The organism is Brevibacterium epidermidis NBRC 14811 (genome assembly GCF_001570805.1).
Taxonomy (GTDB): Bacteria; Actinomycetota; Actinomycetes; order Actinomycetales; family Brevibacteriaceae; genus Brevibacterium; species Brevibacterium epidermidis.
The window spans coordinates 41836-66017 of sequence record NZ_BCSJ01000001.1 but is presented as its reverse complement, the minus strand read 5'-3'; the positions used below and the strand labels follow the sequence as shown (position 1 = coordinate 66017).

At 63.3% G+C, this 24182-nt stretch carries 25 protein-coding genes; 10 read left to right on the top strand and 15 right to left on the bottom strand.

The genetic code is table 11. The annotated features are described in order from the left end of the window. The first annotated feature begins 43 nt into the window (after positions 1-43). Together BEP01S_RS00295 and BEP01S_RS00290 are read left to right on the top strand one after the other, a co-directional pair. Positions 44-355 (top strand): EthD family reductase, encoded by a 312-nt coding sequence (locus tag BEP01S_RS00295; protein WP_062239154.1) that lies wholly within the window; start codon positions 44-46, stop codon positions 353-355. 36 nt (positions 356-391) lie between these two features. Then, positions 392-1048 carry an EthD domain-containing protein gene (locus BEP01S_RS00290; RefSeq protein ID WP_062239150.1) on the top strand — a complete coding sequence of 219 codons (657 nt, stop codon included), beginning with the start codon at positions 392-394 and terminating at the stop codon, positions 1046-1048. A 25-nt stretch (positions 1049-1073) separates the two neighbouring features. Here the strand turns inward: BEP01S_RS00290 and BEP01S_RS00285 are convergent, their stop codons facing one another. The 8 genes from BEP01S_RS00285 to BEP01S_RS00250 form a co-directional block, all read right to left on the bottom strand. After that, positions 1074-2183, bottom strand: a complete 1110-nt coding sequence (locus tag BEP01S_RS00285) for an alkene reductase (RefSeq protein WP_062239147.1) — start codon at positions 2181-2183, stop codon at positions 1074-1076. 22 nt (positions 2184-2205) lie between these two features. Continuing rightward, positions 2206-3033 (bottom strand): fumarylacetoacetate hydrolase family protein, encoded by an 828-nt coding sequence (locus tag BEP01S_RS00280; protein WP_062239145.1) that lies wholly within the window; start codon positions 3031-3033, stop codon positions 2206-2208. 11 nt (positions 3034-3044) lie between these two features. Continuing rightward, positions 3045-4427, bottom strand: a complete 1383-nt coding sequence (locus tag BEP01S_RS00275; RefSeq protein ID WP_062239142.1) for an MFS transporter — start codon at positions 4425-4427, stop codon at positions 3045-3047. 143 nt (positions 4428-4570) lie between these two features. Further along, on the bottom strand, positions 4571-5032 hold the full coding sequence (locus BEP01S_RS00270; RefSeq protein WP_062239138.1) for a MaoC family dehydratase: 462 nt from the start codon (positions 5030-5032) through the stop codon (positions 4571-4573). Between the two features lie 12 nt (positions 5033-5044). Continuing rightward, positions 5045-5920, bottom strand: a complete 876-nt coding sequence (locus tag BEP01S_RS00265) for an HpcH/HpaI aldolase/citrate lyase family protein (RefSeq protein ID WP_062239135.1) — start codon at positions 5918-5920, stop codon at positions 5045-5047. Continuing rightward, the gene (locus BEP01S_RS00260; RefSeq protein ID WP_244881998.1) at positions 5920-7782 is read right to left on the bottom strand and encodes an acetyl/propionyl/methylcrotonyl-CoA carboxylase subunit alpha; all 1863 of its coding nucleotides are present in this window, start codon (positions 7780-7782) and stop codon (positions 5920-5922) included. Before BEP01S_RS00260 ends, BEP01S_RS00265 begins: the two co-directional genes overlap by 1 nt. Then, complete coding sequence (locus BEP01S_RS00255; protein WP_062239132.1) at positions 7773-9302, bottom strand: class I adenylate-forming enzyme family protein; 1530 nt, start codon at positions 9300-9302, stop codon at positions 7773-7775. Before BEP01S_RS00255 ends, BEP01S_RS00260 begins: the two co-directional genes overlap by 10 nt. A 171-nt stretch (positions 9303-9473) precedes the next feature. Next, on the bottom strand, positions 9474-10109 hold the full coding sequence (locus BEP01S_RS00250) for a TetR/AcrR family transcriptional regulator (protein WP_062239129.1): 636 nt from the start codon (positions 10107-10109) through the stop codon (positions 9474-9476). Positions 10110-10308: 199 nt separating this feature from the next. Between BEP01S_RS00250 and BEP01S_RS00245 the strand changes: the two genes are divergently transcribed. Further along, positions 10309-11160 (top strand): SDR family NAD(P)-dependent oxidoreductase, encoded by an 852-nt coding sequence (locus BEP01S_RS00245; protein WP_167348240.1) that lies wholly within the window; start codon positions 10309-10311, stop codon positions 11158-11160. A gap of 99 nt (positions 11161-11259) precedes the next feature. On the opposite strand, the gene BEP01S_RS00240 is transcribed toward BEP01S_RS00245, so the two are convergent. Then, positions 11260-12813, bottom strand: coding sequence for an acyl-CoA carboxylase subunit beta (locus BEP01S_RS00240; protein WP_062239123.1), 1554 nt, complete (start codon positions 12811-12813; stop codon positions 11260-11262). Between the two features lie 168 nt (positions 12814-12981). Here BEP01S_RS00240 and BEP01S_RS00235 point away from each other — a divergent pair, with 168 nt between their 5' ends. From BEP01S_RS00235 to BEP01S_RS00220, 4 genes are all read left to right on the top strand, one after another. Beyond that, positions 12982-13470, top strand: a complete 489-nt coding sequence (locus BEP01S_RS00235; RefSeq protein ID WP_218004308.1) for a MaoC/PaaZ C-terminal domain-containing protein — start codon at positions 12982-12984, stop codon at positions 13468-13470. Between the two features lie 62 nt (positions 13471-13532). Further along, complete coding sequence (locus tag BEP01S_RS00230) at positions 13533-14705, top strand: acyl-CoA dehydrogenase family protein (protein ID WP_062239414.1); 1173 nt, start codon at positions 13533-13535, stop codon at positions 14703-14705. A gap of 100 nt (positions 14706-14805) precedes the next feature. Further along, a complete protein-coding gene (locus BEP01S_RS00225) occupies positions 14806-15264 on the top strand; it encodes a cupin domain-containing protein (RefSeq protein WP_083532391.1) in 459 nt (152 codons plus the stop codon). 286 nt (positions 15265-15550) lie between these two features. Beyond that, positions 15551-17020, top strand: a complete 1470-nt coding sequence (locus BEP01S_RS00220; RefSeq protein ID WP_062239120.1) for an MFS transporter — start codon at positions 15551-15553, stop codon at positions 17018-17020. 308 nt (positions 17021-17328) lie between these two features. Here the strand turns inward: BEP01S_RS00220 and BEP01S_RS00215 are convergent, their stop codons facing one another. Further along, a complete protein-coding gene (locus BEP01S_RS00215) occupies positions 17329-17673 on the bottom strand; it encodes an ArsR/SmtB family transcription factor (RefSeq protein WP_062239117.1) in 345 nt (114 codons plus the stop codon). Positions 17674-17872: 199 nt separating this feature from the next. On the opposite strand from BEP01S_RS00215, the gene BEP01S_RS00210 reads away from it, so the two are divergent. After that, positions 17873-18949 carry an NADH:flavin oxidoreductase/NADH oxidase gene (locus tag BEP01S_RS00210; RefSeq protein WP_062239113.1) on the top strand — a complete coding sequence of 359 codons (1077 nt, stop codon included), beginning with the start codon at positions 17873-17875 and terminating at the stop codon, positions 18947-18949. 212 nt (positions 18950-19161) lie between these two features. Here BEP01S_RS00210 and crcB read toward each other — a convergent pair whose 3' ends face one another. The 4 genes from crcB to BEP01S_RS00190 all read right to left on the bottom strand — a co-directional run bounded on the left by crcB (position 19162) and on the right by BEP01S_RS00190 (position 21281). Further along, positions 19162-19539: a fluoride efflux transporter CrcB gene (gene crcB, locus BEP01S_RS00205; RefSeq protein ID WP_062239110.1), complete on the bottom strand. Its 378-nt coding sequence runs from the start codon at positions 19537-19539 to the stop codon at positions 19162-19164. Next, the gene (locus tag BEP01S_RS00200; RefSeq protein ID WP_083532390.1) at positions 19536-20066 is read right to left on the bottom strand and encodes a fluoride efflux transporter FluC; all 531 of its coding nucleotides are present in this window, start codon (positions 20064-20066) and stop codon (positions 19536-19538) included. The genes crcB and BEP01S_RS00200 overlap by 4 nt, the downstream gene beginning before the upstream one ends. Before the next feature lie 44 nt (positions 20067-20110). Beyond that, positions 20111-20440: a nuclear transport factor 2 family protein gene (locus tag BEP01S_RS00195; protein WP_062239108.1), complete on the bottom strand. Its 330-nt coding sequence runs from the start codon at positions 20438-20440 to the stop codon at positions 20111-20113. Positions 20441-20525: 85 nt separating this feature from the next. Then, entirely contained in the window at positions 20526-21281 is a 756-nt protein-coding gene (locus BEP01S_RS00190) for an SDR family oxidoreductase (RefSeq protein WP_062239105.1), read from the bottom strand. Between the two features lie 63 nt (positions 21282-21344). Between BEP01S_RS00190 and BEP01S_RS00185 the strand changes: the two genes are divergently transcribed. Next, positions 21345-22031 carry a TetR/AcrR family transcriptional regulator gene (locus BEP01S_RS00185; RefSeq protein WP_062239102.1) on the top strand — a complete coding sequence of 229 codons (687 nt, stop codon included), beginning with the start codon at positions 21345-21347 and terminating at the stop codon, positions 22029-22031. 93 nt (positions 22032-22124) lie between these two features. On the opposite strand, the gene BEP01S_RS00180 is transcribed toward BEP01S_RS00185, so the two are convergent. After that, positions 22125-23405: an aminotransferase-like domain-containing protein gene (locus BEP01S_RS00180; RefSeq protein ID WP_244881997.1), complete on the bottom strand. Its 1281-nt coding sequence runs from the start codon at positions 23403-23405 to the stop codon at positions 22125-22127. Between the two features lie 204 nt (positions 23406-23609). Between BEP01S_RS00180 and BEP01S_RS00175 the strand changes: the two genes are divergently transcribed. Then, on the top strand, positions 23610-24140 hold the full coding sequence (locus tag BEP01S_RS00175) for a DinB family protein (RefSeq protein WP_083532389.1): 531 nt from the start codon (positions 23610-23612) through the stop codon (positions 24138-24140). Positions 24141-24182: the final 42 nt, after the last annotated feature.

Here is a 24182-nt window from a genome sequence, read left to right as displayed (position 1 = left end):
CCCGCACCGACCAAGTCGGCGCGGCCAGCAGAAAGCGAACCCGATGATCAAAGTGGTAGCAGTGGTCAAGGCCAAGGACGGCATGGCCCGCGAAGAATTCCTCAGTGCTTGGCACGACGAGCACCCTGCGTACGTGCGCAGACTCCCGGGCATCCGCCGCTACACGCAGAGCCCGGCCCTCGACCACCATAAGCAGTGGCCCTACAGCGGAATGGCCGAACTCTGGTTCGAGTCGGTGGCAGACGTCAAGACTGCCTTCGACGATGCTGCAGCAGCCGAGCTGTTCGCCCACGAGGAGGAATTCCTCGGCTCCGTCGAGTGGTTCCTGGCCGACGAGCACGAAATCACACTCTGAGCTTTCGTCGCACACCGAGTCCCGGGAAGGACACGCATGTTCAAACGCATCACCTACCTCGAGAAGCACAGCGAACTCAGTCTCGACCAGTTCTTCGCCCATTGGGCGACGACCCATGCAGACATCGCCCGCGAACTGCCGGGCGTGACCTGCTATCTGCAGAACCACGTGCACAGTCATAGCCCGACCGCCGAGGCGGGAGAGTCGTTCCGAATCGACGGCATCGTCGAGCTGTGGTTCGATTCCCCCGAGGTAGTCGGCGCTTCTCATGACTCTGCTGTCGCGGAGCGGCTCATCGACGATGAGCTGAGGTTTCTGTCCGGTCTCACCGGCGGACCGGTGGAGGGCGGAGAGCCACATGAGCACCGGCCGTTCAAGGTGTGGGTTCTGGGTCTGGGGAGCCTGCAGTCGGATCTCAGCGAAGCAGCAGCGTGGCTGGATTCGACGGCCGAGGGCATGCCGGGCGAGATCGGCCGTGAGTGCAATCGACTTGCGGAGAATCCTCAGCTGCTGCTCCGGGATTCCCTGCGGCATGAGCCTCGGATTCCCGATGTGGCTCTGGCATTGGGCTTTGCCACCGCGGAGGAGGCGGAGTTCGCGGCACAGTCACTGGTCTCGACGTATGACGGCAGGTCGAACGCCTCAGTGGAGAACATCCATGTCTACCTGGCTTCCGAAGTTGCGATCCTGTGAGTAGTCGGACCGATTCTGTGAGCGGTCAGAGTTCTGCGGCGCTCAGCTCCGGGTAGTCCGTATAGCCTTCAGCTGTCCCGCCGTACAGTCCCCGCTTGCGCACATCTCCAAACGGCGCTCCGAGAGCGAACCGTCGAGGCAGGTCGGGGTTGGCGATGAAGAGTCGACCGAATCCGACGAGATCGGCTGTGCCGTTTTCGATGACTGCGTCCGCGGTCTCAGGAGTGTGCCCGCCCGTGACGATCACCGGACCGTCGAACAGCGCAGCGAGATCCGCGGTCGGAATGGCCTCGGCGCTCACCTCAGCGGATGAGGATCCGGCAATGCCGGGTTCGACCAGATGCAGATACGCCAAGCCGAACTCATTGAGACGATTGATCACAGTGCCGAAAAGTCTGCGTTTGTCCGAGTCGATCGCATCCATCCACGTCGACGATGGAGAGAGCCGCACGCCCACACGGTGCGGCGGCACATGGTCGAAGACCGCCGACAGGACCTCGCGGAGGAACCGCATCCGGTTCTCGATGCTGCCGCCGTAGGAATCGGTGCGCCGATTGATGCCGTCGTCGAGGAACTGCTCGATGAGGTAGCCGTTCGCACCGTGCAGCTCCACCCCGTCGAAACCGGCGATCATCGCATTTCGGGCCGCGGCACCGAAAGCGGTCGCGGCCTCCTGGATGTCGGCCTCGCTCATCTCGCGGGGAGTTTCGTAGGCGACAGGGCCATCGGGACTCCTGTACTTGAACCCGGTGATCGGGACGGGCGACGGCGCTTTCGGGGGCAGACCATCGGGCTGAACCGTGGAATGCGACTGGCGTCCGACGTGCCACAGCTGGCAGTACATTGCGTTGCCGTCGTGCTTCGCCGCAGCGACCACGGGCTTCCACGCCTCGACCTGGGCTGCGTTGTACAGTCCTGGCACTCGTGGGTACGCCGTGGCCTGGGGCAGCACAACAGTGCCCTCTGCAATGATCAGCCCGGCACCGGAGCGCTGTCTGTAGTAGTCGGCCATGAGATCGGTGGCGAGGCCCTCATCGGTGGCCCGGCTTCTGGTCAGCGGCGGCAGCACCATTCGGTTCGCCAGCTTCTGGCCGCCCAAGGTGAACGGTTCGAAGAGTCGATTCGCTGTGCTCATACCTGCTCCTTCTGCCGAGCGACTATTCGACGACGACCGAGTTCTCGATACGACCGATCCCATCGACCTCGACGCTCACCGTATCGCCGTGGCGCAGGATGACCTGGGGGTCGCGCTTGCTGCCGATGCCGGCCGGTGTTCCGGTGAGGATGACGTCGCCGGGTTCGAGCCTTGTGAATTCCGAGATTGTGGCGATGAGAGTGGGAACGGAGAACATCATCATTGACAGGGTCGCCTCCTGCAGGGTCTCCCCGTTGACGACGGTTCTGATACCCGCAGACTTCAGATCGACCTCATCGGGAGTGACGATGTGAGGCCCCAACGGAGTTGAATCATCCCAGGCTTTGCCCTGCAGCCATTGGTGCGACTTGTACTGGTAGTCGCGCATGCTCACGTCGTTGGCGACGCTGAAGCCCAGCACATGGTCAAAGGCCTCGGCCTCGGTGATGTGCCGACCAGCTCGACCGATGATGACGGCCATCTCACCCTCGTAGTCGGGGAGTTCGGCTATCTTGGGCACGATGATGTCATCGGCGGGTCCGATGAGGTTGCTCGCGTATTTCGGGAAAAGCACCGGATAGTCCGGCATCTCACGCTTCGTCTCAGCCACATGCGAGGCGTAGTTGAGGCCGACGCACACTACCTTCTGAGCCTGTGGTGAGGCGGGCAGAAGCGTGACTGCGGCTGATCGCACTGCGGCGTCCTCGTCCCGGACTGCTTCGGTGAGAACCTCGGTGGGGGTGTCGGGCCCCAGCATCCCCATCCCTACCAGCGGGACGAGGGACTCTCCCCGCACCTCGGCGATTCTGGGGTGCTGATTCGCGTCGAGGAAATGGGCGTATCGGGTCATTGCTGACTCCTTCAGTTGTCGTGGAGCGCTTCCTTTGAGCGTTCGGGCAGGAAAGCAGATGCGATCATCGAAATGAGGACGAGACCGACGCCGATGGCGGTCAGCGCCGTGGTGCCGTTCTCCGAGTGCTGGAAGATCCAAGCGGCGATGAACGGGATGGGTGCACCGAAGATGAGACCGGCGAACGTCATTCCCAGGGCGGAACCCGTGTAGCGCATTCTGGTCGGAAGTGCCTCGGCGAAGAACGGCGCCTGGACGGCGGCAGTCATCTGGATTCCGCACAGAGCCAAGGCGATGACAGCCACGGAGAGCGGATAATTCATCGAGTTCATGATCGGGAACATCGATGCCGCGGCAATGCCCTGCATGAGCAGGCCGATGAAGAAGACCTTCTTGCGTCCGAGGACATCGCTGAGGCGACCGCCGAAGATTGCCGCCGGGATGGAGATGACATTGGCGATGACGAGCAGACTGAAGGTGATCGAATTGTCATAGCCGAGCACGCTGGTCAGGTAGTTCACGGCATAGGTCACGCAGATCCAGAACAGTCCCGCCGAAGCAGCCCACGAGCAGATCAGTTTGATGACGGTGCCGGGGCGCTTGACGATGACTTTGAGAGCTTTCTCCTGGGGCTCTTCCTGAGCCGCCTTCGCCTGTGCCTGCTTCTGGCTCTCGCGGAAAGCCGGTGTCTCCTCGATGCTGCGGCGGATCCAGACGCCGACGAGCAGCAGGAGGACGCCCATGAGGAACGGGATGCGCCAACCCCAGCTCTGGAATGCCTCTTCGGAGAGGAACAGAGCAAGGCCGGTCAGCGTCAGTGAGGCGCAGGTCTGGGCGATGGGAGATCCGACGGCGAGGATGCCGCCGTACATTCCGCGTTTGTCCGCCGGCGCATGCTCGGTGACGAGGACCTGGACTCCGGAGGCCTCACCGCCGAGGGCGAACCCCTGGAGGAAGCGCAGGATGACGAGCAGTGTCGGTGCCCAGATACCGATGAGATCGGCGGTGGGCAGGAGTCCGATCAGCACCGAGGCGGAACCCATCATGACGAGGGTGAACATGAGGACGTTGCGACGTCCGATCTTGTCGCCGAGTGCGCCGAAGAACACGCCGCCGAGCGGCCTGGCTGCCATGCCGGCGCCGAAAGTCGCGAATGAGGCGAGAATGGCGGTGTCGGCTCCGACATTGGCGAAGAACAGCGCCGGGAACAGGGTCGCGGACAGAGTTCCGTAGACGGCGAAGTCGAACCATTCGAGCGCCGTGCCGAAGGTGCCGCTGACGACCGCAGTGCGGGCCGTCTTCGGGTCGAAGGTCGGAGCCTCCTCAGCGGGCGAATTTCCCTCAGCTGCCGGTCCTGCCGGTGTGATCATGGAGGAGTCGTTGCTTGTCATCATTGACTGCTTTCCTCAGGGCCGGGACCTGTGTCGCCGGCCTGCCTGTGTGTTGAGACGTTCGTGGTGATGTGGTGCAGTTTTTTCAGAACTTTCGGTGGTGCGCATGGTGTGGGGTGGTTGCGGTTGGAATCGCCGCTTGCGGCTCAATCGGATTCGGTTGGACGGCACTTCATCAACGCTGTGCGTCGAACGGTGCAGACGAGCTCATCATTCTGGTTGAATCCGCGATGTTCGATGCCGACGATGCCGGTGCCGGGACGAGATTTGGATTCCCGCATGTCGAGGGCTTCAGTCTCCACCCGCAGCGTGTCACCGAAGAAGACGGGCTTGGGGAACGTCACTTCGCGGAAGCCGAGGTTGCCGAGAGTGGTGCCCAGCGTGGTCTCCTGAACTGGGATGCCGGTGACCAAGCCGAGAGTGAAGATCGAGTTGACGATCTGGCGTCCGAACATCGAGTCGCCGGCGAACTCGGCGTCGAGGTGCAGCGGCTGGACGTTCATCGTCAGTGTGGTGATGAGCAGATTGTCCGTCTCGGTCACTGTGCGCGTGACCTCGTGGCGGATGACGTCGCCGATGACGAAGTCTTCGTAGTACATTCCTGACATGGTGATGGCTCCTCAGTCGTCGGTTCCGGCCAGCGTCAGCAGCTGGCGCGCGTGGTTGGCATGGGCCAGATCGATATGCTCGCCGGCATAGGTCACTGCTCCGAGTCCTCGTTCGGTGCCGGACTCAAACGCGGCAACGAGTCCGCGATAGTATTCGGCCTCCTCGTCGCTGAGCCCATAGACATCGTTGACGATGTCGATGTGCTTGGGGTGGATGAGCACTTGCCCGGTGAATCCGAGATCGTTGTTGGTGTCGGCGAATCGTGCCAAGCCCTCGAGGTTGTCGATCTCCTGCCACAGACCGAGCATGATGACGCGCAGACCGGCAGTGCGGGCTGCGACGACGACCTTGCTGCGCAGGTACAGAGTCTCTGTGCCCTCAGCGGACCAGTTGAATCCGATTTCGCGGGAGATGTCGGCGTTCTTCGCTGCCGCGGCCATGACACCGACCACGCGTGGTGCTGCCAGGATCTCGTCGACCCGATTGATCGAAGCCGCGGTCTCGAGTGACGGGACGAAGCCGATGCTGCCTCGGTCGATGCCGGCACTGACCTCCGCAGCGGTGACGACCGCATCGAAGCGCACGACATCATCCCGGCCGAAGAGTTTGGGCAGGAGGAAAGCCGTCAGTGCTGAGTTCGTCGCTGCTTCCGCATCTCGACCGAAATGATCGGTGTCGAGGGCATTCGGGCGCACCAGGATCTGCGGACCGGAGTCCGTGGCAGTTCTGAGGACATCGGCTACGGTGTCCCGTGCAAGCTGCTTCTCGGTTTCGGGAACCGCATCTTCGAGATCGAGGATGAGGGCATCGGCCTTCGACGCCAATGCCTTGTCGATCATCGAGCGGCGATGGCCGGGTACGAAGAGGACGGAACGCACGGGCTTCATCAGGCGGCACCACCTTCCGACATGGTTGCCAAATGAGTTCCGGCAGACAGCGACTGCCCGAGAGTGACGAGAACATCGTCGACTGTCCCGGTGATGGGTGACGCGACCGGATTCTCCATCTTCATCGCCTCGAGGACGAACAGCGGTTCACCGGTCGTGACTGCAGCGCCGGGTTCCACATTGACCTTGATGATGGTGCCCTGCATGGGAGCCTTGACGGTGCCGTCGAAAGTCGGACCCGAACGACGCTTGCGGGCACCATTGGATTTCCGGCGACGATCGGCGCTTTCGCCCTCGGCCGGTGCTTCGGCGGCGGGGCGTCCGACACTTAACGCCGGGTCGTCTGAGAACTGGGGGATGACGTAGAAGCGGCCATTGACTTCGACCTCATTGCGGGCGAGACCCTCGTCCTCGTCGGTGGAGAATTCGAAGGAGTTCTCCAGCCACAGCGTTGTGTGGGCGACGCTGCGGAAGTCGTCGGTGTCGATGATCTGGCGAGCTGCCGGAACGGTTGTTGCGATACCCTCGATCTGCAATTCGTCGAGGGCGGCGAGGAGTCCGTTGATCGCGGTCTTTCTGTCTTCGCCCCAGACGATGAGTTTTCCGATGAGGCTGTCGTAGAAAGGCAGTACCTCGTCGCCGCTGTCATATCCCGTGTCGAAACGCACAGACTCGGAGGTAGGCGCACTGAGGGCAGTGATGACCCCGGGAGAGGGGACGAACAGTCCTCCCGCGACGTCTTCGGCGTTGATGCGAGCCTCGATGGCAGTGCCAACCGGCTGCGGGTCGGTGATATTGCTGCCCAGGTGCTCGCCGGAGGCGATGCGCAGCTGTTCGGCGACCAGGTCGACGTTGTTGACGAGTTCGGTCACCGGGTGCTCGACCTGGATGCGTGTGTTCATCTCGAGGAAGTAGAAGTTCTCGCCCTCGACGAGGAACTCGACGGTTCCCAGGCCCTGGTAGCCGACTTCGCCGGCCAACCGAGCCGCTGCGGCACCCATGTCTTCGCGCATCTTCTCGGAGAGCCCGGGAGCCGGAGATTCCTCGATGAGCTTTTGGTGGCGTCGCTGGACAGAGCAGTCGCGGTCGCCGAGTGCCGATACGAGTCCATGCGAATCGGCCACCACCTGGACCTCGACGTGGCGCGCACTGACGAGGTAGCGCTCAACGAAGACCTCTCCATTGCCGAAGGCTGCTGTGGCCTCTCGGACGGCAGCGTCGAAGGACTCGCCGGCCTCCTCGGGACCGTTGATGCGGCGCATTCCACGTCCACCGCCGCCTGCAGAGGCTTTGACGAGGATCGGGTAGCCATGCTTTTCGCCGAACTCGAGCACCGCCTCCGCGGAATCGACTGCCCCGTCGGAACCGGGAGCCATCGGAACCTTCGCCCGTATGGCCACTTCACGCGAGGCGACCTTGTCACCCATCGTGGAGATCGCAGCAGGCGAGGGTCCGATGAAAACCAAGCCTGCATCGGCGACAGCCTGTGCGAACCCGGCATTCTCCGACAGGAAGCCGTAACCGGGGTGGATGGCCTCGGCGCCGGAATTCAGGGCGGCATCGACGATGGCCTGCGGATTGAGGTAGTTCTCGCTGGCGGGTCCATCCCCGAGGTCGATTGCCTCGTCGGCACGCCGGACGTGGAGAGAGGCGGCATCTGCGCTCGAATGCACTGCGACAGTGGACACGTTGAGGCGGGCGCACGTGTCGATGATACGTACGGCGATCTCACCCCGGTTGGCGATGAGGATCTTTGAGAACATGGGTGATCTGCCCTTCAGCGAATTGCGGTTGTGGTTGTCGATCGGACCGTCGCCGACCGTGTGTGGTGAGATGCGACCAACGAGGTCGGTCAGACCCACCCGAGCTGGTCCTTGAGTTGGGATTTCACGAGTTTGCCCGCCGGTGAACGTGGGAGTTCGTCGGCGGTGATGAAGACCATGGTCTTGGGCACCTTGTAACCGGCGAGATGCTCGCGCATGAATGTCCGGAGTTCGGCCTCAGTGGCTTCGAGGTCCGATCGCAGGACGACTGCTGCTCGAACCTCCTCGTCCCATTCGGGATCGGGAACTCCCACGACTGCGGCTTCGAGAACTGAGGGATGGAGATAGAGAACCTGCTCCACCTCGGCGGCGTAGACGTTCTCGCCGCCCGACTTGATCATCTCTTTGAGACGGTCGCGGAAGAAGAAGTATCCGTGTTCGTCGACGACCGCAAGATCGCCGGTGCGCAGCCACCCGTCTCGCAGGGCGTCGGCAGTCTGTTCGGCGCGGCCGTAGTATTCGAGCATCAGGGACGGACTGCGGACACAGATCTCACCCAGTTCGCCGACAGCGACCTTGTTGCCATCGAGGTCCTGGAGCTCCACGTCGACCATGAGATATGGCTGCCCGATGGACCCGTCGACCTCTGGATCGAGCATGTCTTCGGCCAGCAGGCGGGTCACCATCGGGCCCGCCTCGGTGAGTCCGTACCGGAAATAAAGGTCGACGTCCGGCAGCATTTCGGCAAAGAGCTGTTTGTCCGGCATGCGCAGCAGACCGGCGCCGGTGTGCACGGCTTTGAGATTCTCGCGAAGAATCGGGCTGTCGAAGGCCCTCAGGTCGAGCATCTTGCGGACCATGTTGGGAATCAGGAACGTGTTGGTGACGCGTTCGCGCTCGACGGTCTCGACGAACGACTCCACGTCGAATTTCGGCGCGAGAACGCTGGTCGCGCCCGCAATGAAATGAGTGGCGAGCCAGCACAGGAGACCGGCGGTGTGGAACAGGGGAGTGACGATCAGCCCGCGCTCATCCTGTCGTGTGCCAACCCGGCAGTCGATCATCTCGTTGAAGGCGTTGGCCACTGCTGCACGGTGGGAGAGGACGACGCCCTTGGGCGTACCCGTCGATCCTCCCGTGTAGAGGATGCACAGCGGAGAATCGAGAGTGGTCTCCGAGGCGAGTGGGCCATTTCCGGTGCGAAGTGCGTTGATCTCGCTCTCACGGATGACGTGAGGGAGCGTCTCCTGCGTTTCGGAGAGTTTCGCGAGCGCACGGTCGACGAGTTCGTCGAACTGAGCCTCGACGATGATGAAGTCCGCAGCCGTCTCGGCAATCCCCTGGGCGCACTCAACTGCCGACCAGCGCCAGTTGTAGGCAACGTAGACTCCGCCGGCAGCTGCCACAGAGAAGAACATCTCGGCGTTGAACACCGTGTTGGACCCCATGACGCCGATGTTCGTCGCTGGTCTCACACCTTTTTCCTGCAGACCGCGAGCCAGGCCCCAGGCGCGTTCGGCAAGCTGCGAGAAAGTCACGCGCCCATCGATGCCGACCAGGGCCTCTTTCGCCGGATGCTTCCGAGCATTGAGCTCGATCCAGGTGTTGATTGTGTGCAAGTCATTCCTCCCGCTGCTCTGCAGATCATCCTGCAGATAAACGAACAAGCGTTCGTCCGTAACAATATTCGGTTCGAGGCTCAGGCGCAAGGGGTGCGCAGCGATTCATCTGAAAAGATGGCGCCCCTGCACGGATGCAGGGGCGCCAGGGGAGGTGGGGAGGGTGCGGTATCAGCCGGCGAGGGACGTGCGAGCCCTCCGTCTGCTGTCGACTCGTGCGTCGGCCTCGGAGACGGAGAGCCCTCGCAGGGCGATCTTCGAGTAGATATCGACGATCTCGTCGAGGGGGAGTCGTCCGTCGGGTCGATACCAGGTGGCGACGTCGGTGCCGAGGGCGATGATCGCGTAGGCCTGAAGGCGGGAGTCGAGGATGGTGGCGACTCCTGCCTGTCCGGCCTCTTCGATGATGTCTTGGATTCGGCGCACGTATTCGCTGCGTTTGGCGGTGATCTCATTCCTGGCCTCCTGGCTCAGAAAGCGGAGGTTGTTGTTGCCGATGAAGACTTTTCGGGCTTCGGTGGCGTGGAACCGGAGGTGGCTGTCGACGACGCTCAGCAGTCTGTCTATCGCCTCGGTCTCGCCGTCCAGGGCATCCTCCGTATCGGCGATGATGTCGTCCATGAAGCTCCCCATCACCTGCTGCAGGAGGTCTTCCTTGCTTGAGATGTGGTTGTAGAGGCTGCTGACCTTGACTCCGGCGGCGGAGGCGACTTCCCGCAGGGTTGTTGCCGAGAATCCCTTCTCGAAGAAGAAGTCGGTCGCCTTCTCTCTCACTGCTGTGGCTGTCTGCTCACCCTTCGTTGCCATTGCTGTCGCCTCTCGTTCTCTGTTCGCCCTCTGTTGAGTGTTCGGCTGCGCGGAGGGCATTGACTCTATGCGCCTATTCTTGCAGACTCAAAAACTAACGCTTGTTCGTGAACTTATTCTCGGCCATGCGTCGTCCGGCCGCACTGCGACGGAATGGTGCTCAGGGAGAGGTTCATGCGCCCGTGTCCTCGAGCCGGATGTGTTCATTCATTTCGAAACCTGCCGAAAGGTATTCCACATGACTCACCATGAAACTCCTGTCCCGTCCGCCCCAGTCGTTCCTGGCGAAGGGAGATCTCGCCGGGTGCTCATCACCGGAGCGGGTGGTGGAATGAGTGCCGGAATCAACGAGATTCTTGCCCGGGCCGGCCACACGATCATCTGCACCGACGTCAATCTGGCCGCAGCAGAAGCGGCGAGCAAGAAGATCAAGGGCCTTGGCGGCCAGAGCGCGGCCTACCCGGTCGACGTGACGAGTGAGGTCTCTGTGGTGGGACTCGTGGCCGCAGTCGAGCGAGATTTCGGCGGGATCGACGTGCTCGTCAATGCGGCGGGATTGCTTGACCGCAAGTACCTGGTTGACCATGACGAATCGTCATTCGACAAAGTCATCGGCGTCAATCTCAACGGGCCCTTCCGGATGATCCGTCACTTCGGGCCCGGTATGGCCGAGCAGGGGTGGGGGAGAGTCATCAACATCTCGTCGATCGCCGGTACGACGGGCTACCCGTACCCCAGCTATGCGGCCTCGAAAGCGGGGCTGTCAAACCTGACGCGCTCGCTGCTGCTGGACTTCTGGGGCACCGGGGTGACGGTGAACAACGTCTGCCCAGGTGTGGTTGACACTGCAATGGTCATTCAGGCAGTCAGGGATCAGGTCAAAGAGAAGGTGCCGACGGAAAACATCGTCGATCCGAAGGAGATCGGTTCGTTCATCGAATTCCTGCTCGGCGAAGCGGCGAAGAACATCAATGGCGCGGATCTGATGATCGACGGGGGAGCAACGCAGGTCTTCAGACTCTTCGATGACAGACCTGAGTCCTTCCGCTGAGGGTTTCAGTGGTCCTCGAGGCTGCGGGAGTCTCCGAGTGGAGTAAGGGCCGGGCCGTCGTGATGACGGCCCGGCCGTTCGGTTTTGTTCCTTTTGAGGTCAGGCGGGTGTCACGGCCTGACGGCGTTCGATGGGAGCCATCTTGCGTTTGCTGTAGAGGCCGAGCCTGCGGGTCAGGTCCGAGCGGAGCTCATTGGCCGGAACGACCGCCTCGACGGCGTTGGCGTTGGCGATCTTGAAGACGTCGATCTTCTCCGCGTATTCGGCCTGTTTCTCCGCGATGTACGCCTTGCGCTCCTCAGGATCTTCGATGGCGTGGATCTGGTTGTAGTAGACGCCGTTGACCGCGGCATCGGGGCCCATGAGTGCGGGCCGGGCCGTCGGGAGGGCGATGACGGCATCGGGATTCATCGGTGCTCCCGACATCGCCAGGTAGCCACCGCCGTAGGCCTTGCGGACGAGGACGGTGATGCGGGGGACTCGGCATTCCGACACCGCGAAGATCATTTTGGCCCCATGTCGGATGATGCCTTGACGTTCAACCTCCGAGCCGATCATGTAGCCGGCGATGTCGACGAGGAAGATGATGGGGATTCCATAGGCATTGCAGATCCAGATGAACCGCGCGGCCTTGTCGGAGGAATCGGGGAAGATGGACCCGCCCATGTGCGTCGGTTGGTTCCCGACCAGACCGACGGGGCGCCCGTTAATGCGGGCGAAGCCGGTGAGCATTTCGGGGGCGAAGAGCTCCTTGTACGGGAACCACGTGCCCTCGTCGACGAGGGACTCGACGAGTTCTTCCATGTCGAAGACCTCGGCCTCGCGGAGGGGGACGATGTCCTCGATGGTGCGACCTTCGCGGGGTGGGACTGCCTCGGTGATGGGAGGGGTTGTGCTCCAGTTCGGAGGGAGGAACGAGAGCCAGACCCGGATCGCGGCGATCGCTTCGCTGTCATCGTCGACGAGGACGTCGCCGAGGCCCGAGACAGTCGAGTGCATCTCCGCTCCGCCCATCTCCTCGAGCGTGACCTGCTCGCCGGTGACCATTTCTGCCAGTCGAGGCGAACCCAGGTAGGCGGTCGCATTGCCTCTCACCATGATGGTGAGGTCGCAGAGCGCGGGTACGTAGGCCGAACCTGCAGGAGAGGGGCCGAACAGTGCGCAGACCTGTGGCACCCGTCCGGAGATCTGAACCTGGTTGTAGAAGATGTTTCCCCAGGCGTTGCGCCCGGCGAATGACTCGAACTGTTCGTCGATGCGTGCGCCGGCGGAATCGAAGAGGTAGACGATGGGGATGCCGGAATCCTCGGCCTTCTTCTGTGCCATGGTGATCTTCTCGAAGGTGCGATTGCCCCAAGTTCCGGCCTTGACGCTGTAGTCATTGGCGATGACGCAGACCTCGCGCCCGTCGACCTTGCCGAAGGCAATGACGACGGCATCGCCGGGCAGGCCGTCCTCGAAGCGAGCCAGGAGCCCGTCCTCGATGTAGTCTTCATCGTCGAAGAGCTCGGCAAGGCGCTCGCGGACGAGCAGCTTTCCTGACTTCCTGATCTTCTCCCGATTTTTCTCGGAGCCACCGAGCTTGGCTGTGGTGATGCTGTCCTTGAGTCGATCGTGCACGGTGGGCTCCACCGTGGTGGTGACCTGTGTCATTGCTGTCTCCTTCGCTGCGACGTTTGGTTCGCTGCCGATTTCAGGTGCGGAACTTTTCACAAAACAGTATACGAACAAGCGTTCGCTAGTCTATAGTTGTCGGGAGACGAGAAGAAATCGATCAACATCCCGGGGCCTCGTCCTCGCGGTGAGGTACGGAGGAAAGTCGTGGACACAGTCGAGATCGGACAGGTGAAGGGTCGCCCGGATCATTTCTGGGAAGACCTGCAAGAGGGAGACGTCGTCATCAGCCCCGGGCTGACGATCACAGATGCGCACCTCGTCCAATGGGCCGGGCTGACCGGAGATTGGGTCTCGCTTCATCTCAACTCCGAATATGCGGCAGCCACACCGTTCGGTCAGAGGATAGGCCATGGGCCACTGACGCTGTCTGTGGCACTGGGGCTGCTCACTCAGACCGGATACTTCACCCATGTCGAAGCGTGGCTCGGCCTCGACGAGGTCCGTGCAATGAACCCGGTCTTCATCGACGACACTGTCCACGCCGAGGCGACTGTCGTCGAGGCGCGGACGACGAGTAAGCCGGGCAGGGGTCTGTGGTCTCTGGCCTACGAGGTGAAGAAGCAGGATGGGTCGACGGTGATGACATTCCGCAGCTCGTTCCTCATCTCCCGCCGAGACGGCGGAGGAGAATGAGTCCGACGATGACGATGATTGACAGTTTCACAGAGCCGGTTGATCTCGGTGCCGACGGCGCGGTGCCTTTCTCGACCCGAGGTGACAGCCCGGCGATCACAGACCTGCGCACGCGAGTTCGCCGAACCCTTCACGCGGTGACCAGCCCGCAGCGGCTGAACCGGCATGATGAAGACGAGACCTACGACTTCGAGCTGTACGAGGCGCTCGCCGCCGAAGGACTGGTCGGACTCGAGGCTGACGTCGACGGTCGGGGGCCGAGCCACACCAGCCAGGTCACGGTGCTCGAAGAGCTCGGTGCCGGTGCCACTTCGATCGGTGTGAGCATGGTCGTCCAATACATGGGTGTCGAACTCCTCCATCGGTACGGAACGGGGGATCAGAAGGCCGAATGGCTCGGTCCTCTCCTCTCGGGTTCCGCACGAATGTCCTTCGGGCTGAGCGAACCCGCCGGGGGCACCGATGTGGCCCGCCAGATGGCGACATGGGCGCGCAGGGCCCCCGATGGCACTTGGCTGATCAATGGCGCGAAGAAATGGATCGGCGGAGCGTCGACGGCCACATTCATCATCCTCCTCGCCCGCACCTCGGCGGTGGAGAAGTCCGGCATCGACGGAATCTCGATGTTCATCATTCCGCGCGATACCCCCGGGATCACGACGACGCCGATCGACACGATGGGCATCCGCGGCCTCGAGCAGGCCGACGTCATCCTCGAGGATGTGGCAGTGCCGGCGGAGAACGTCCTCGGCGACGTCGGATCCGGATTCAGAAATGTCCTCGCCACACTCAACGGCGAACGACTCAACGGGGCCGCCGTGGCATTGGGTATAGCTCGCGGGGCTCTGTCCTGTGCCGTCGACTATGCGAATGGTCGCCATGCATTCGACAAGCCGATCGGGTCGTTCCAGGGACTTCAGCACCCCCTCGTCGACGCGCTCACGCGCACCGAGTCGGCTCGTCATCTCCTCTACAACGGGGCGGAGATGTCCGACCAGGGATCTGGTGAAGCGGTGGAGAACCTCTCCGGTCTTGCCAAACTCTCAGCCTCGGAAGCCGCGACGACCGCCACCGATATCGGAATGCGGGTGATGGGCGGGTGGGGCTTCCACCGTCACCTACCCATGCAGCGATATTTCCGAGACGCGCGCCTCTACACCTTTGCGCCGCTGACAGACGAGATGATTCGCAATCAGCTCGCACAACGACATCTCGGACTCCCTCGCTCCACCTGAGCGGAACGACCCGCCGAGGCAGAGGAGAACTCCGAGTAGGGGACCGACCGACAGGATCTTGATCCGCTTCGACAACAGAACGAGAAAGAAAGGGAACACCATGACCACCAACAGCAGCGATGGCTTCGACATCAATCGCAATGTCGACCTCTTCTCCGTGCAGAGAGCGAATGACCTGCACGAGGCTCCGGGACAGACGGCGAATGCCCGCCGCGTCTCGGGCGTATCACGCGAGAACTCGAAAGCATCGAACCTCTGGTTCGGCAAGGTCCACACCGGCCCTGGTGAGATCTCAGCCGCTCACCATCACGGTGAGGCCGAGACCGGTGGGTACATCTTCAAGGGCCGCGGGTTCATCCGCTACGGCGAGCGCTACGAGCAGATCGTCTATATGGAGGAGGGGGACTTCGTCTTCGTGCCGCCGTATATGCCCCACATCGAAGGCAATGCGAGCAAGACCGAAGAGCTGATCTGGATGACCACTCGCACTCCGGACAACATCGTCGTGAATCTCGAGGACCAGGACATCGCCGATATCGAAATCGACTATCGGTCGTGACCATTCGAATCTGCGAACAGAGTATCCTGCCATATTCGACGCGAATGAGCAGGTGAGCTGCACCGTCCGTCATTCTGGGGCTGCGAGCAATCGCTCGCAGCCCCAGTCGCGTCTGAGAACGAGGGGCTGTTCCTCGGGTCTGCGGACCGGTCAGTGGCACAGATCGGCCTCGACGACGCCCATGCCCGCCGCACCGTCGGCGGATACATCGGCCTCCGCGGTGCGTGAGCAAACGCACCACGGAGGCCGATTGTGCTTGTCGGCAGGGCGGCGTAGAACTATATGAATGGGTAATGTTTCCGAGACGGTCATGACGGCAGAGCAGCGCAAGATCCTGGCGGTGATGCTCGTCCCGATGTTCATGTCGCTGCTGAGCGTCTCGATCGTCAATGTCATCCTCCCCGACATGCAGCGCTCGATCGGCGCCTCGAATTCGGCGATCCAGTGGGTGCTCTCGGGGTATACGCTCGCGTTCGGCGTGCTGCTCGTGGCCGCCGGCCGAGCCGGTGACCTCTTCGGCCGTGGTCGGCTCTTCGTCATCGGCGTCAGTGTCTTCGCCCTCGGTTCCCTCATCTCGGGACTGTCCCCGGACCCGCTCGTGCTCAACATCGCCCGTGTCGTCATGGGGCTGGGCTCCGGTCTGCTCAGCCCCCAGGGCGTGGGGATGCTCCAGCAGTACTTCCACGGCAAGGTCCGCGGTCGCGCCTTCGGGATGTTCGGCACGATCGTCGGCGTCTCCGTGGGCATCGGGCCCGTCCTCGGTGGCGGGCTCATCGCCGTGCTCGGCGAGGAATGGGGATGGCGTTCGGCGTTCCTCATCAACGTGCCGATCGCCCTGGCCGCGATCATCCTCGGCCGGTTCTGGCTGCCGCAGAGCGCGTGGGTCGGTGCCGGCGCCGAGCCAGGTCCGCACGGCCGGCGTCGCGCCGACTTCGACCCGGTCGGGCTCGTTCTGCTCGCCGTGGGCACGTTGCTGGTCATGCTGCCCTTCCTCGAGCGCAGCGCAGGTGCCTGGATCTATGCCCTCGTCCCGGTCGGTGCCGCCGTCGTCTGGCTGTGGGTGCGGTGGGAGAACCGGTACTCCCGCCGAGGCGGATCACCGATGGTCGACATGCAGCTGTTCAGGACACGCAGCTTCGCCTACGGGGCATCGCTGACGTCGATGTATTTCGTCGGCATGCCCGGCATCTGGGTCATCGTCGCGCTCTACCTGCAGAACGGTCTCGGATTCCCCGCCCTCCATGCGGGCCTCGTCGGTCTGCCCTCGGCGCTGCTCTCGGCGATCGCAGCACAGGCGGCCGGCCGTGTCGTGCTCACCTTCGGCCGGAAGATGGTCGTCCTCGGGGTCGCAATCGGTCTGACCGGGGTCGTCGCCTCGGCGCTCCTCGTGTTGGCCCATGAGTCCTGGGGAGTCAGCATCTGGTGGCTGCTGCTGACCCTCGGGGTCACCGGTCTCGGGCAGGGCATGGCGATCAGCCCGAATCAGACGCTCACCCTGGCCGAGGTTCCCGTCGACTACGCGGGAAGCTCCGGCGGTGTGATGCAGACCGGGCAGCGAGTGGGCACGGCCATCGGCATCGCGATCGTCACCGCCGTGTTCTTCGTCGTCCAGCCGATCGCCGGATACGGCGCGGCCATCGTCGCGGGCTTCGGGTTCATCGCGCTCGTCATCGTCTTCGCCGGAATCATCGGACTGGTCGATCTTGCTCGCGGTCGGGCCAAGGCCCGGGAGGAAGGGCAGCCGGTCAGGAGCTGAGCCCCGGTCCGACGACATCGTCGACTTCCGCATCGAGGTGCTCAATCAGAACGACAGGGTCGTCCAGGCTGGCACGCTCACGATGCTGGTGTCGGTGCGGCCGGGCTGAGGACGGTTTCGAATCGATACGGCCATGCCATGAGGCTGGCGGCCGTGCCGAATGCGAGTTAAGTGTGCGCAGATTGCACGTCTACCCACCAGTAGCGGGCAATTTGAGCACACTTAATTTTCGATCGTGGGTGAGGGACGCGGCTCACGCGGGGGAGAGGGGCCTGTTCGCGCGTCTGGGCGGAGGCGACTCGGTCAGGTCAGTTTCGGGAATCGGGGGCGGTCGCCTCGGCGCGTTCGATGTCCTGGGCGGCGAACACGGCGTCGAGGAGGCCGGGGAAGCGGGCGTCGAGGTCATCCTTGCGCAGGGTGTTCATGATCTTCGTGCCCTCATACTCCTGGCGGATCACTCCCGCTTCGCGCAGAGTGCGGAAGTGATAGGTCGCCGTGGACTTCGACACCGGCAGCTCGAAGGTCGCACACGCGTGATCGCCGAAAGCGTCGTTGAGTTTACAGGCGACGGTGCGGCGAACCGGGTCGGCGAGAGCCGCCAGCACGGTGTCGAGTCTCATCTCGTCCCGGCCGGGGTGGTCGAGTGTGCGCATCAGGAGCCTCCCGTCTCGCCATCGTCTCGGTCTGCGGCTGGGTCGGCTGTCTTAGCAGTCAACGGTCGCAGATGATGTCGTGTCCGCCTATTGTACGAAACATTTGGTAGTACGAAATTTTTCGTAGTACAGTCCGAACCCGAAGTACGAAGAATCTCATACTTCCGAACGACCATTCTCGACGAGATCACGAGGTGCTATGTCTCATCTGCTGTTCGAACCGCTCACCCTGCGCGGACTCACGTTCCGCAACCGCATCTGGGTTCCGCCCATGTGCCAGTACTCCGTCGAAACCCTCGACGGAGTTCCCGCACCGTGGCACACCGTCCACTACGGTGCGATGGCCCGCGGGGGAGCGGGCGCCGTCATCGTCGAAGCCACCGGAGTCACTCCCGAGGCGCGGATCTCGGCCAAGGACCTGGGACTGTGGAACGACGAGCAGCGCGACGCGTTCGTCCCGGTCGTCGACTTCCTCCACTCGCAGGGCACTGCCGCCGGCATCCAGCTCGCCCACGCAGGCCGCAAGGCCTCGACCTATCCCGAATGGGGGACCGACGGCGACGGCAGCGTGCCCGTCGACGAAGGCGGTTGGCAGACCGTGGCTCCGTCCGCACTGGCCTTCGACGGACTCGCCGAACCGCGTGCCCTGACCGAGGCGGAGATCGCCGAGGTGGTCGAAGCCTTCCGATCCTCGGCGCGCCGGGCGATCGAGGCCGGGTTCGACTTCGTCGAGATCCACGCCGCGCACGGGTACCTCGTCCACGAGTTCCTGTCGCCGCTGAGCAACACCCGCACCGACTCCTACGGCGGAACCCTGGAGAACCGGGCTCGTCTGCTGCTCGAGATCGTCGACGCCACCCGCGCCGAGGTGGGCGAGGACGTTCCCGTGTTCGTGCGCCTGTCGGCCACGGATTGGACCGAGGGCGGACTGAGCCTCGAGGACACCGTCGAGGTCGCCGGATGGCTCAAGGAGCACGGAGTCGACCTCATCGACGTCTCCTCCGGCGGCAATGTGATGGCGAAGATCCCCGTCGGCCCCGGTTACCAGACGAACCTGGCCGCCGGCGTGCGTCAGGGATCGGGACTGCCGACCGCGGCCGTCGGCCTCATCAACGAACCGTTCCAGGGTGAGCACATTCTGGCCACCGGACAGGCCGATGCGATCCTCGTGGGCCGTGAGTACCTGCGCGATCCGAACTTCGCGCTGCGCGCTGCCGACGCCCTGCGCTTTGACATCGACTACCGTCCGGCTCAGTACCACCGCGCCTACAACTGAACCGGCGTTGCGGAGCTGAGGCGCTGTCGGCCCGGGGCCCGCGTGCTCGCGGACCGGGGCCCATTCGCTGTCGGGCCAGTTTAAGGTGAATAGCTCACGTTTGAACATGGGCTCTTCGCTTTCAACTGGGCCGTTCTGCGTCTGTGCGACCAGCGCCTCGCTGAGGGTGGACGTGTCGATATGCGGCTGAGTTCGAAACGGCCGATCGTGGCTCAGAACAGTCCGCCGGCCCACAGCCCGAGTCCGGAGGCGGCAGTGGCGAAGATCAATGTGCCGATTCCGCTGAGCAGGCTCGAGCCCCACTTGCGTTCCTCGATGAGCTTCACGGTCTCGAAGCTCGCCGTGGAAAACGTCGTATACCCGCCGAGGAACCCGGTGCCGAGCACCAGATGCCAGTCCTCCGGCAGCAGGTTCGCTCCGGCCAGCCCGGTGAGCAGCCCGAGGACGAATGAACCCGAGACGTTGATGAGCAGAGTGGACCACGGTGTCGACCGAGGGCTCCACACCTTGAAGGCGCCGTCGAAGAGCATGCGCGCCACGGCCCCGAGGCCCCCGGCGATCGCGATGCCGATGAAGAGCATCGGGGTCATCGGTCATCACCGCCTTCGTGCGATGAGGGCTCGGGGGACGAGATTGGTTCGTCGAGGGATTCAGGTGTTTCGGGGGACGCCGTCGATGCGGGTGATGACGGCCCCGCTGAAGCGTTCCGTCGGCGGGCCGATGCCAGCGCGATGCCAGCCCAGGTGGCCAGTCCGCCGATGACGATGGTGACCAGACCGTAGAGAAGCCCCGCACCTACCCGACCTTCGCCGAGGAGGCTCGCCGCGTCCGCGGCCAGTGCACTGTATGTGGTGAACCCGCCCATGAATCCGGTGCCGATGAGGATGCGCATCTTCTGACGCATCCCGACGTCCGGTCCCATCCGAGACAGCGCGGACAGGAGGAGTCCCAGGCAGAAGGCGCCGAGGATGTTGATCCCGAAGATCGCCACTGGGATGCCGTCGACATCGGACACGGCGAGGCTGATTGCCTCACGTGCCGCGGTACCGAGGCTGCCGCCGATGAGAGTGAGGCCCAAATAGGGCAGGCGCAGGTGGAGGGGGCGGGCTTCGGACATTTCGTCATTCTGTCATATGCCGAAGCCGCCCCCTCCGCCGTCTGTCACCCTTCGCGGATCGTCATCCTGCTCAGTTTGTCGCCGTCGATGACGAAGGCGAACGATGACCGACCGTTGGCGTGGGTGGAGCGCCAATCGCCGATGATGGTGACGTCGTTTCCGTCGACGGTGACATCCTCGGGCGTGAGGACGCCGGTTGCACCGATGAATTCCTTATCGCTCCAGGCCTTGATGGCCTCCCGGCCCTGGAACTCGCGTCCCCAGTCGTCGACAGTGCCATCGGGGGTGAATGCGTCCAGGAAGCCCTGGTTGTCGTGAGCGTTGACGGTGTCGATGAAGCCGGCGACGGGTTCGGGAATCTGCAGGTCTGACATATGTGCTCCTGTGCTGTTGAGATATGTGCTGTCGGGATGTGGTTGTCGGTTGGGCAATGAGTGTGACTGAGGTGTCGAATCCGCCTCAGCGGGTGGTGTAACCGCCGTTGGCGAAGATCGTCTGCCCGGTGATCCAGCCGCCTTCCGTTGCGAGGAAGCGCACGATCGGCGCGATGTCCTCGATTTGGGTCAGACGGTTGCCCATGCCCTGCGATTTGTGGAACTCCACCCGTTCCGGGGTCTCCTGGCCATAGAAGAACGGTGTGTCCATGGGGCCGGGCGCGATGGCGGTGACGGAGATCCCGCGGTCGGCATATTCCTTCGCCGCGGCTCGGGTGAAATGCTCGACCGGACTCTTGCCGCCGGCGTATGTGGAATAGCCGTCGGTGAACGCCGCGAGCAGAGCGGTGACGATGGTGACGATCTTGCCGTTGTCGGCCAGATGCCTGCCTGCCTCCTTGATGAAGAAGTAGGCGGCCTTCGCGTTGATGTCGAACATCGCGTCGTACTCGTCCTCGGTGGTCTCCGTAATGGGTTTGCGCAGAACCTTGCCCGTCGTATTCACCGCGATATCGATGGACCCCAGTGCCGAGACGGCATCGTCGAAGAGTTTCTCGACGGTGGCGGGCTCGGTGAGATCTCCGGTGAGCAGAACGCCCTTCGATCCGCTGGCCTCGACGGCCGCGAGAGTCTCTTCGGCCTCCGGCCGCGTTGATTCCGAGTTGTAGTGGATGGCGACATCAGCTCCGGCTGCGGCGGTCTGTCGAGCGATGAGTCCGCCGAGGTTCTTCCCGCCTCCTGCGATGAGGATGGTCTTGCCTTGCAGAGTCTGTTCGGTCATGGTTTCAATCTCCGTATCGTTGTTACATCACACTATATCGACGGTACACTATAATATAGCGATATGACAGAAGTTGAGGAAACGGATACACGGACCCGCCTGCTCGAGGCGGCCGCCGACCTCATTGCCGCCGCGCCCGGAGAGGACTTCTCTCTGCGCGCGGTCTGCGACGCGGCGGGGGTCAAGATGCCCACTCTGTATCACTTCTTCGGCAATAAGCAGGGCCTGATCGAGGCCGTCGTCGAGCGTGGCTTCGACATGTATCTGTCAGCGAAGTCCTCCACCGAATCCAGTGGCGACCCGATCCAGGATCTGCGTCTGGGGTGGGACGCCCACGTCGCCTTCGGTCTGGAGAATCCGGGTTTCTACACCCTCATGTACGGCAAGGTCAGGCCCGGCTATTCACCCGAGGCGCAGTCGAAGCCGAGCGAGATTCTGCGCGGTCTGACGCTCAAAGCCGAGCAGGAGGGGCGACTCGTCGTCGGCCACGAACAGGCCGCCGCTCATGTGCTCGCCACGAATATCGGCGTCACCCTGCGGCTGATCATTCAGGGCAGGAATGATCCCGAACTCTCAGCCGGCGTGCGCGAAGGCGTACTCGCCGCCATCACCGGAACTGGACAGGGCGAACCGGGAGACGGTCGGCTGGGCCATGCCGTCATCGAACGCGCTGCGGCGAACCCGGACATTCTCGGCGCGACGGAGACTCAGCTCCTCATCCAATGGATCGGCCGCCTCGGCGAGCTCTGACATCGAGCACCGAGACGGCTCCCACTGCGGGAGTGCCCGACGTCGTGGTCGGGTGAGGTCAGAGCCGCCTCGGCGAGGGTGTCGTCGTGGTGCTCAGCGTTCCGCGCGGTACCGATCGACGGCCCGGCGGAGACGTTCGAGACCGTCGTCGATGCGATCGGGAGCCGCCGAGGCGAAGCACAGCCGCAGCGCATTCGAGAAGTTCCCGGCCGGCGAGAACGCGGGGCCGGGGATGTAGGCCACGCCCTCCTCGAGCGCGGTGGTCATGAGATCTTCGGTGTTGATGGATTCGTCCTCGAAGGTCACCCACAGGAAGAATCCGCCGTCGGGATCGGTAGCTCGGATCTCGCCGGGGAAGAGCCTCTCAAGGCCTTCTGACATGGCGATCTTCCGCGCGCGGTACGCCTTGCGCAGGACCTCGACGTGTGATTCGGCACCGCCTTCGGCCAGCCAGCGGGCGATGAGGTGCTGGTTGGGAACGGGGGCGCAGGAGTCCATCGTCTGTTTTGCATTGACGGCGAGCTCGCGGACTTCCGGGTCGACGTCGATCCACCCGACCCGCAGACCTGGGGCGACGAATTTCGAGAACGTGCGCACCCCGAAGATGAGGGGATCGTTCGGGCTGAGGTCGCTCAGCGCCGGCAGGGACTGACCTTCGAAGCGGAGCATTCCGTACGGGTTGTCCTCGATGATGACCGACCGGTGACGGTGGGCGAACTCGAGCAGGCGTTCGCGACGCGGCAGCGACATCGTCACTCCGGCCGGGTTCTGGAAGGTCGGGACGGTGTAGACGACCTTCGGTGCGCGCCCGGTGCGCTTCGTGTGCTCCTCGAGGACATCGATCTGCATACCTTCTTCGTCGACGGGGATCTCGAGGATCTCCGCCTCATAGCTCATGGCCGTGGCCGAACCGTTCGTGTAGGTCGGCGACTCACAGGCGACGAGGTCACCCGGGGTGACGAAGAGCTTGAACCCGAGGTCAAGTCCCTGCATGCCACCGGAGGTGATGAGGAGACGGTCCCGGTTGCCCTGCTGTTCGGGCGGGATCTGATCGGTCGAAGTGAGGTACTCGTGGAGAGCGTCGATGAGGACCGGCTCGCCCTTCGTCTCCCCGTACGTGAAGTTCTCCGGGGAGAAGACTTGCGCGGCGATGCGGGCGAAGTCCGCGGCCGGCAGCATGTCCGGGGCCGGTGCCCCCATACCGAACTTGACGATGTCGTGGTCGTATTGGGCCAGCACAGTGGTGGAGGCGTCGATGACCGATCCGACGAGTTGGTCGCGGCGGCGTGCGTAGGGCAGAGCGGGGGACTGTGACTGGTCCGCGGGCTGATTCTGCGAAGCACTCGTGACCGGATGCATTGATGTGGTGGACATGAGCGACCTCCTCTGAGCGGTGATGCCCTGAAGTCGACGGCTCCGGCGACAATGCCAAGGCTCCTGCCCGAACAACGGGTTACGTGGGTCACTTCAGCATAGGTCCGCGGGACCTGCCGAACAAGGATGCTGATCGCCCGCGATTGCGGGCGAGTCGGCGATCGGGTCTGTCCTCCCTCGCCGAGGCGGCTCTACAGTGGGGACATGATAGGCGCAGGTGCCGACGGCGGCAGTCCGACCCCCAGACCATCTGATGTGCGCGAGTCCGACCTCGGCGTGCAGTTCACGGCATTCATCGACGAACACCGACAGCATCTGCTCGGCAGCCTCGACGACCTGAGCGAGGAGGAGGCGAGGCGGTCCCTCGTGCCGAGCCGAACCCGCCTGCTGTCTCTGCTCAAGCATGCGGTGTTCGTCGAAACCGTCTGGTTCGGTGAGGCAGTCACCGGCCGAAGCAGGACCGACTACGGGCTGCCGCAGGATTCGAAGGACTCCTTCCTTCTCGACTCCTCGGACACGATCGCCAGCGTCTCGGCCGACTTCCGGGCTGCCGTGGAGCGGTCGCATTCCGCGATCGAGGGGATGGGCCTCGACACCGTGCTCACCGGTCATCGGGCTGGGCCGATGCCGCTGCGATGGGTGCTCCTCCATGTCCTGCGGGAGCTCGCCCAACACTGCGGGCACGCGGATATCCTCCGCGAGCAGATCCTCGCCGAGCGGGAGAGACGCGGCTGAGCTCTGCGCGTTAGGGGGAAGGCTGCCTCGGTGGTTCGGGGC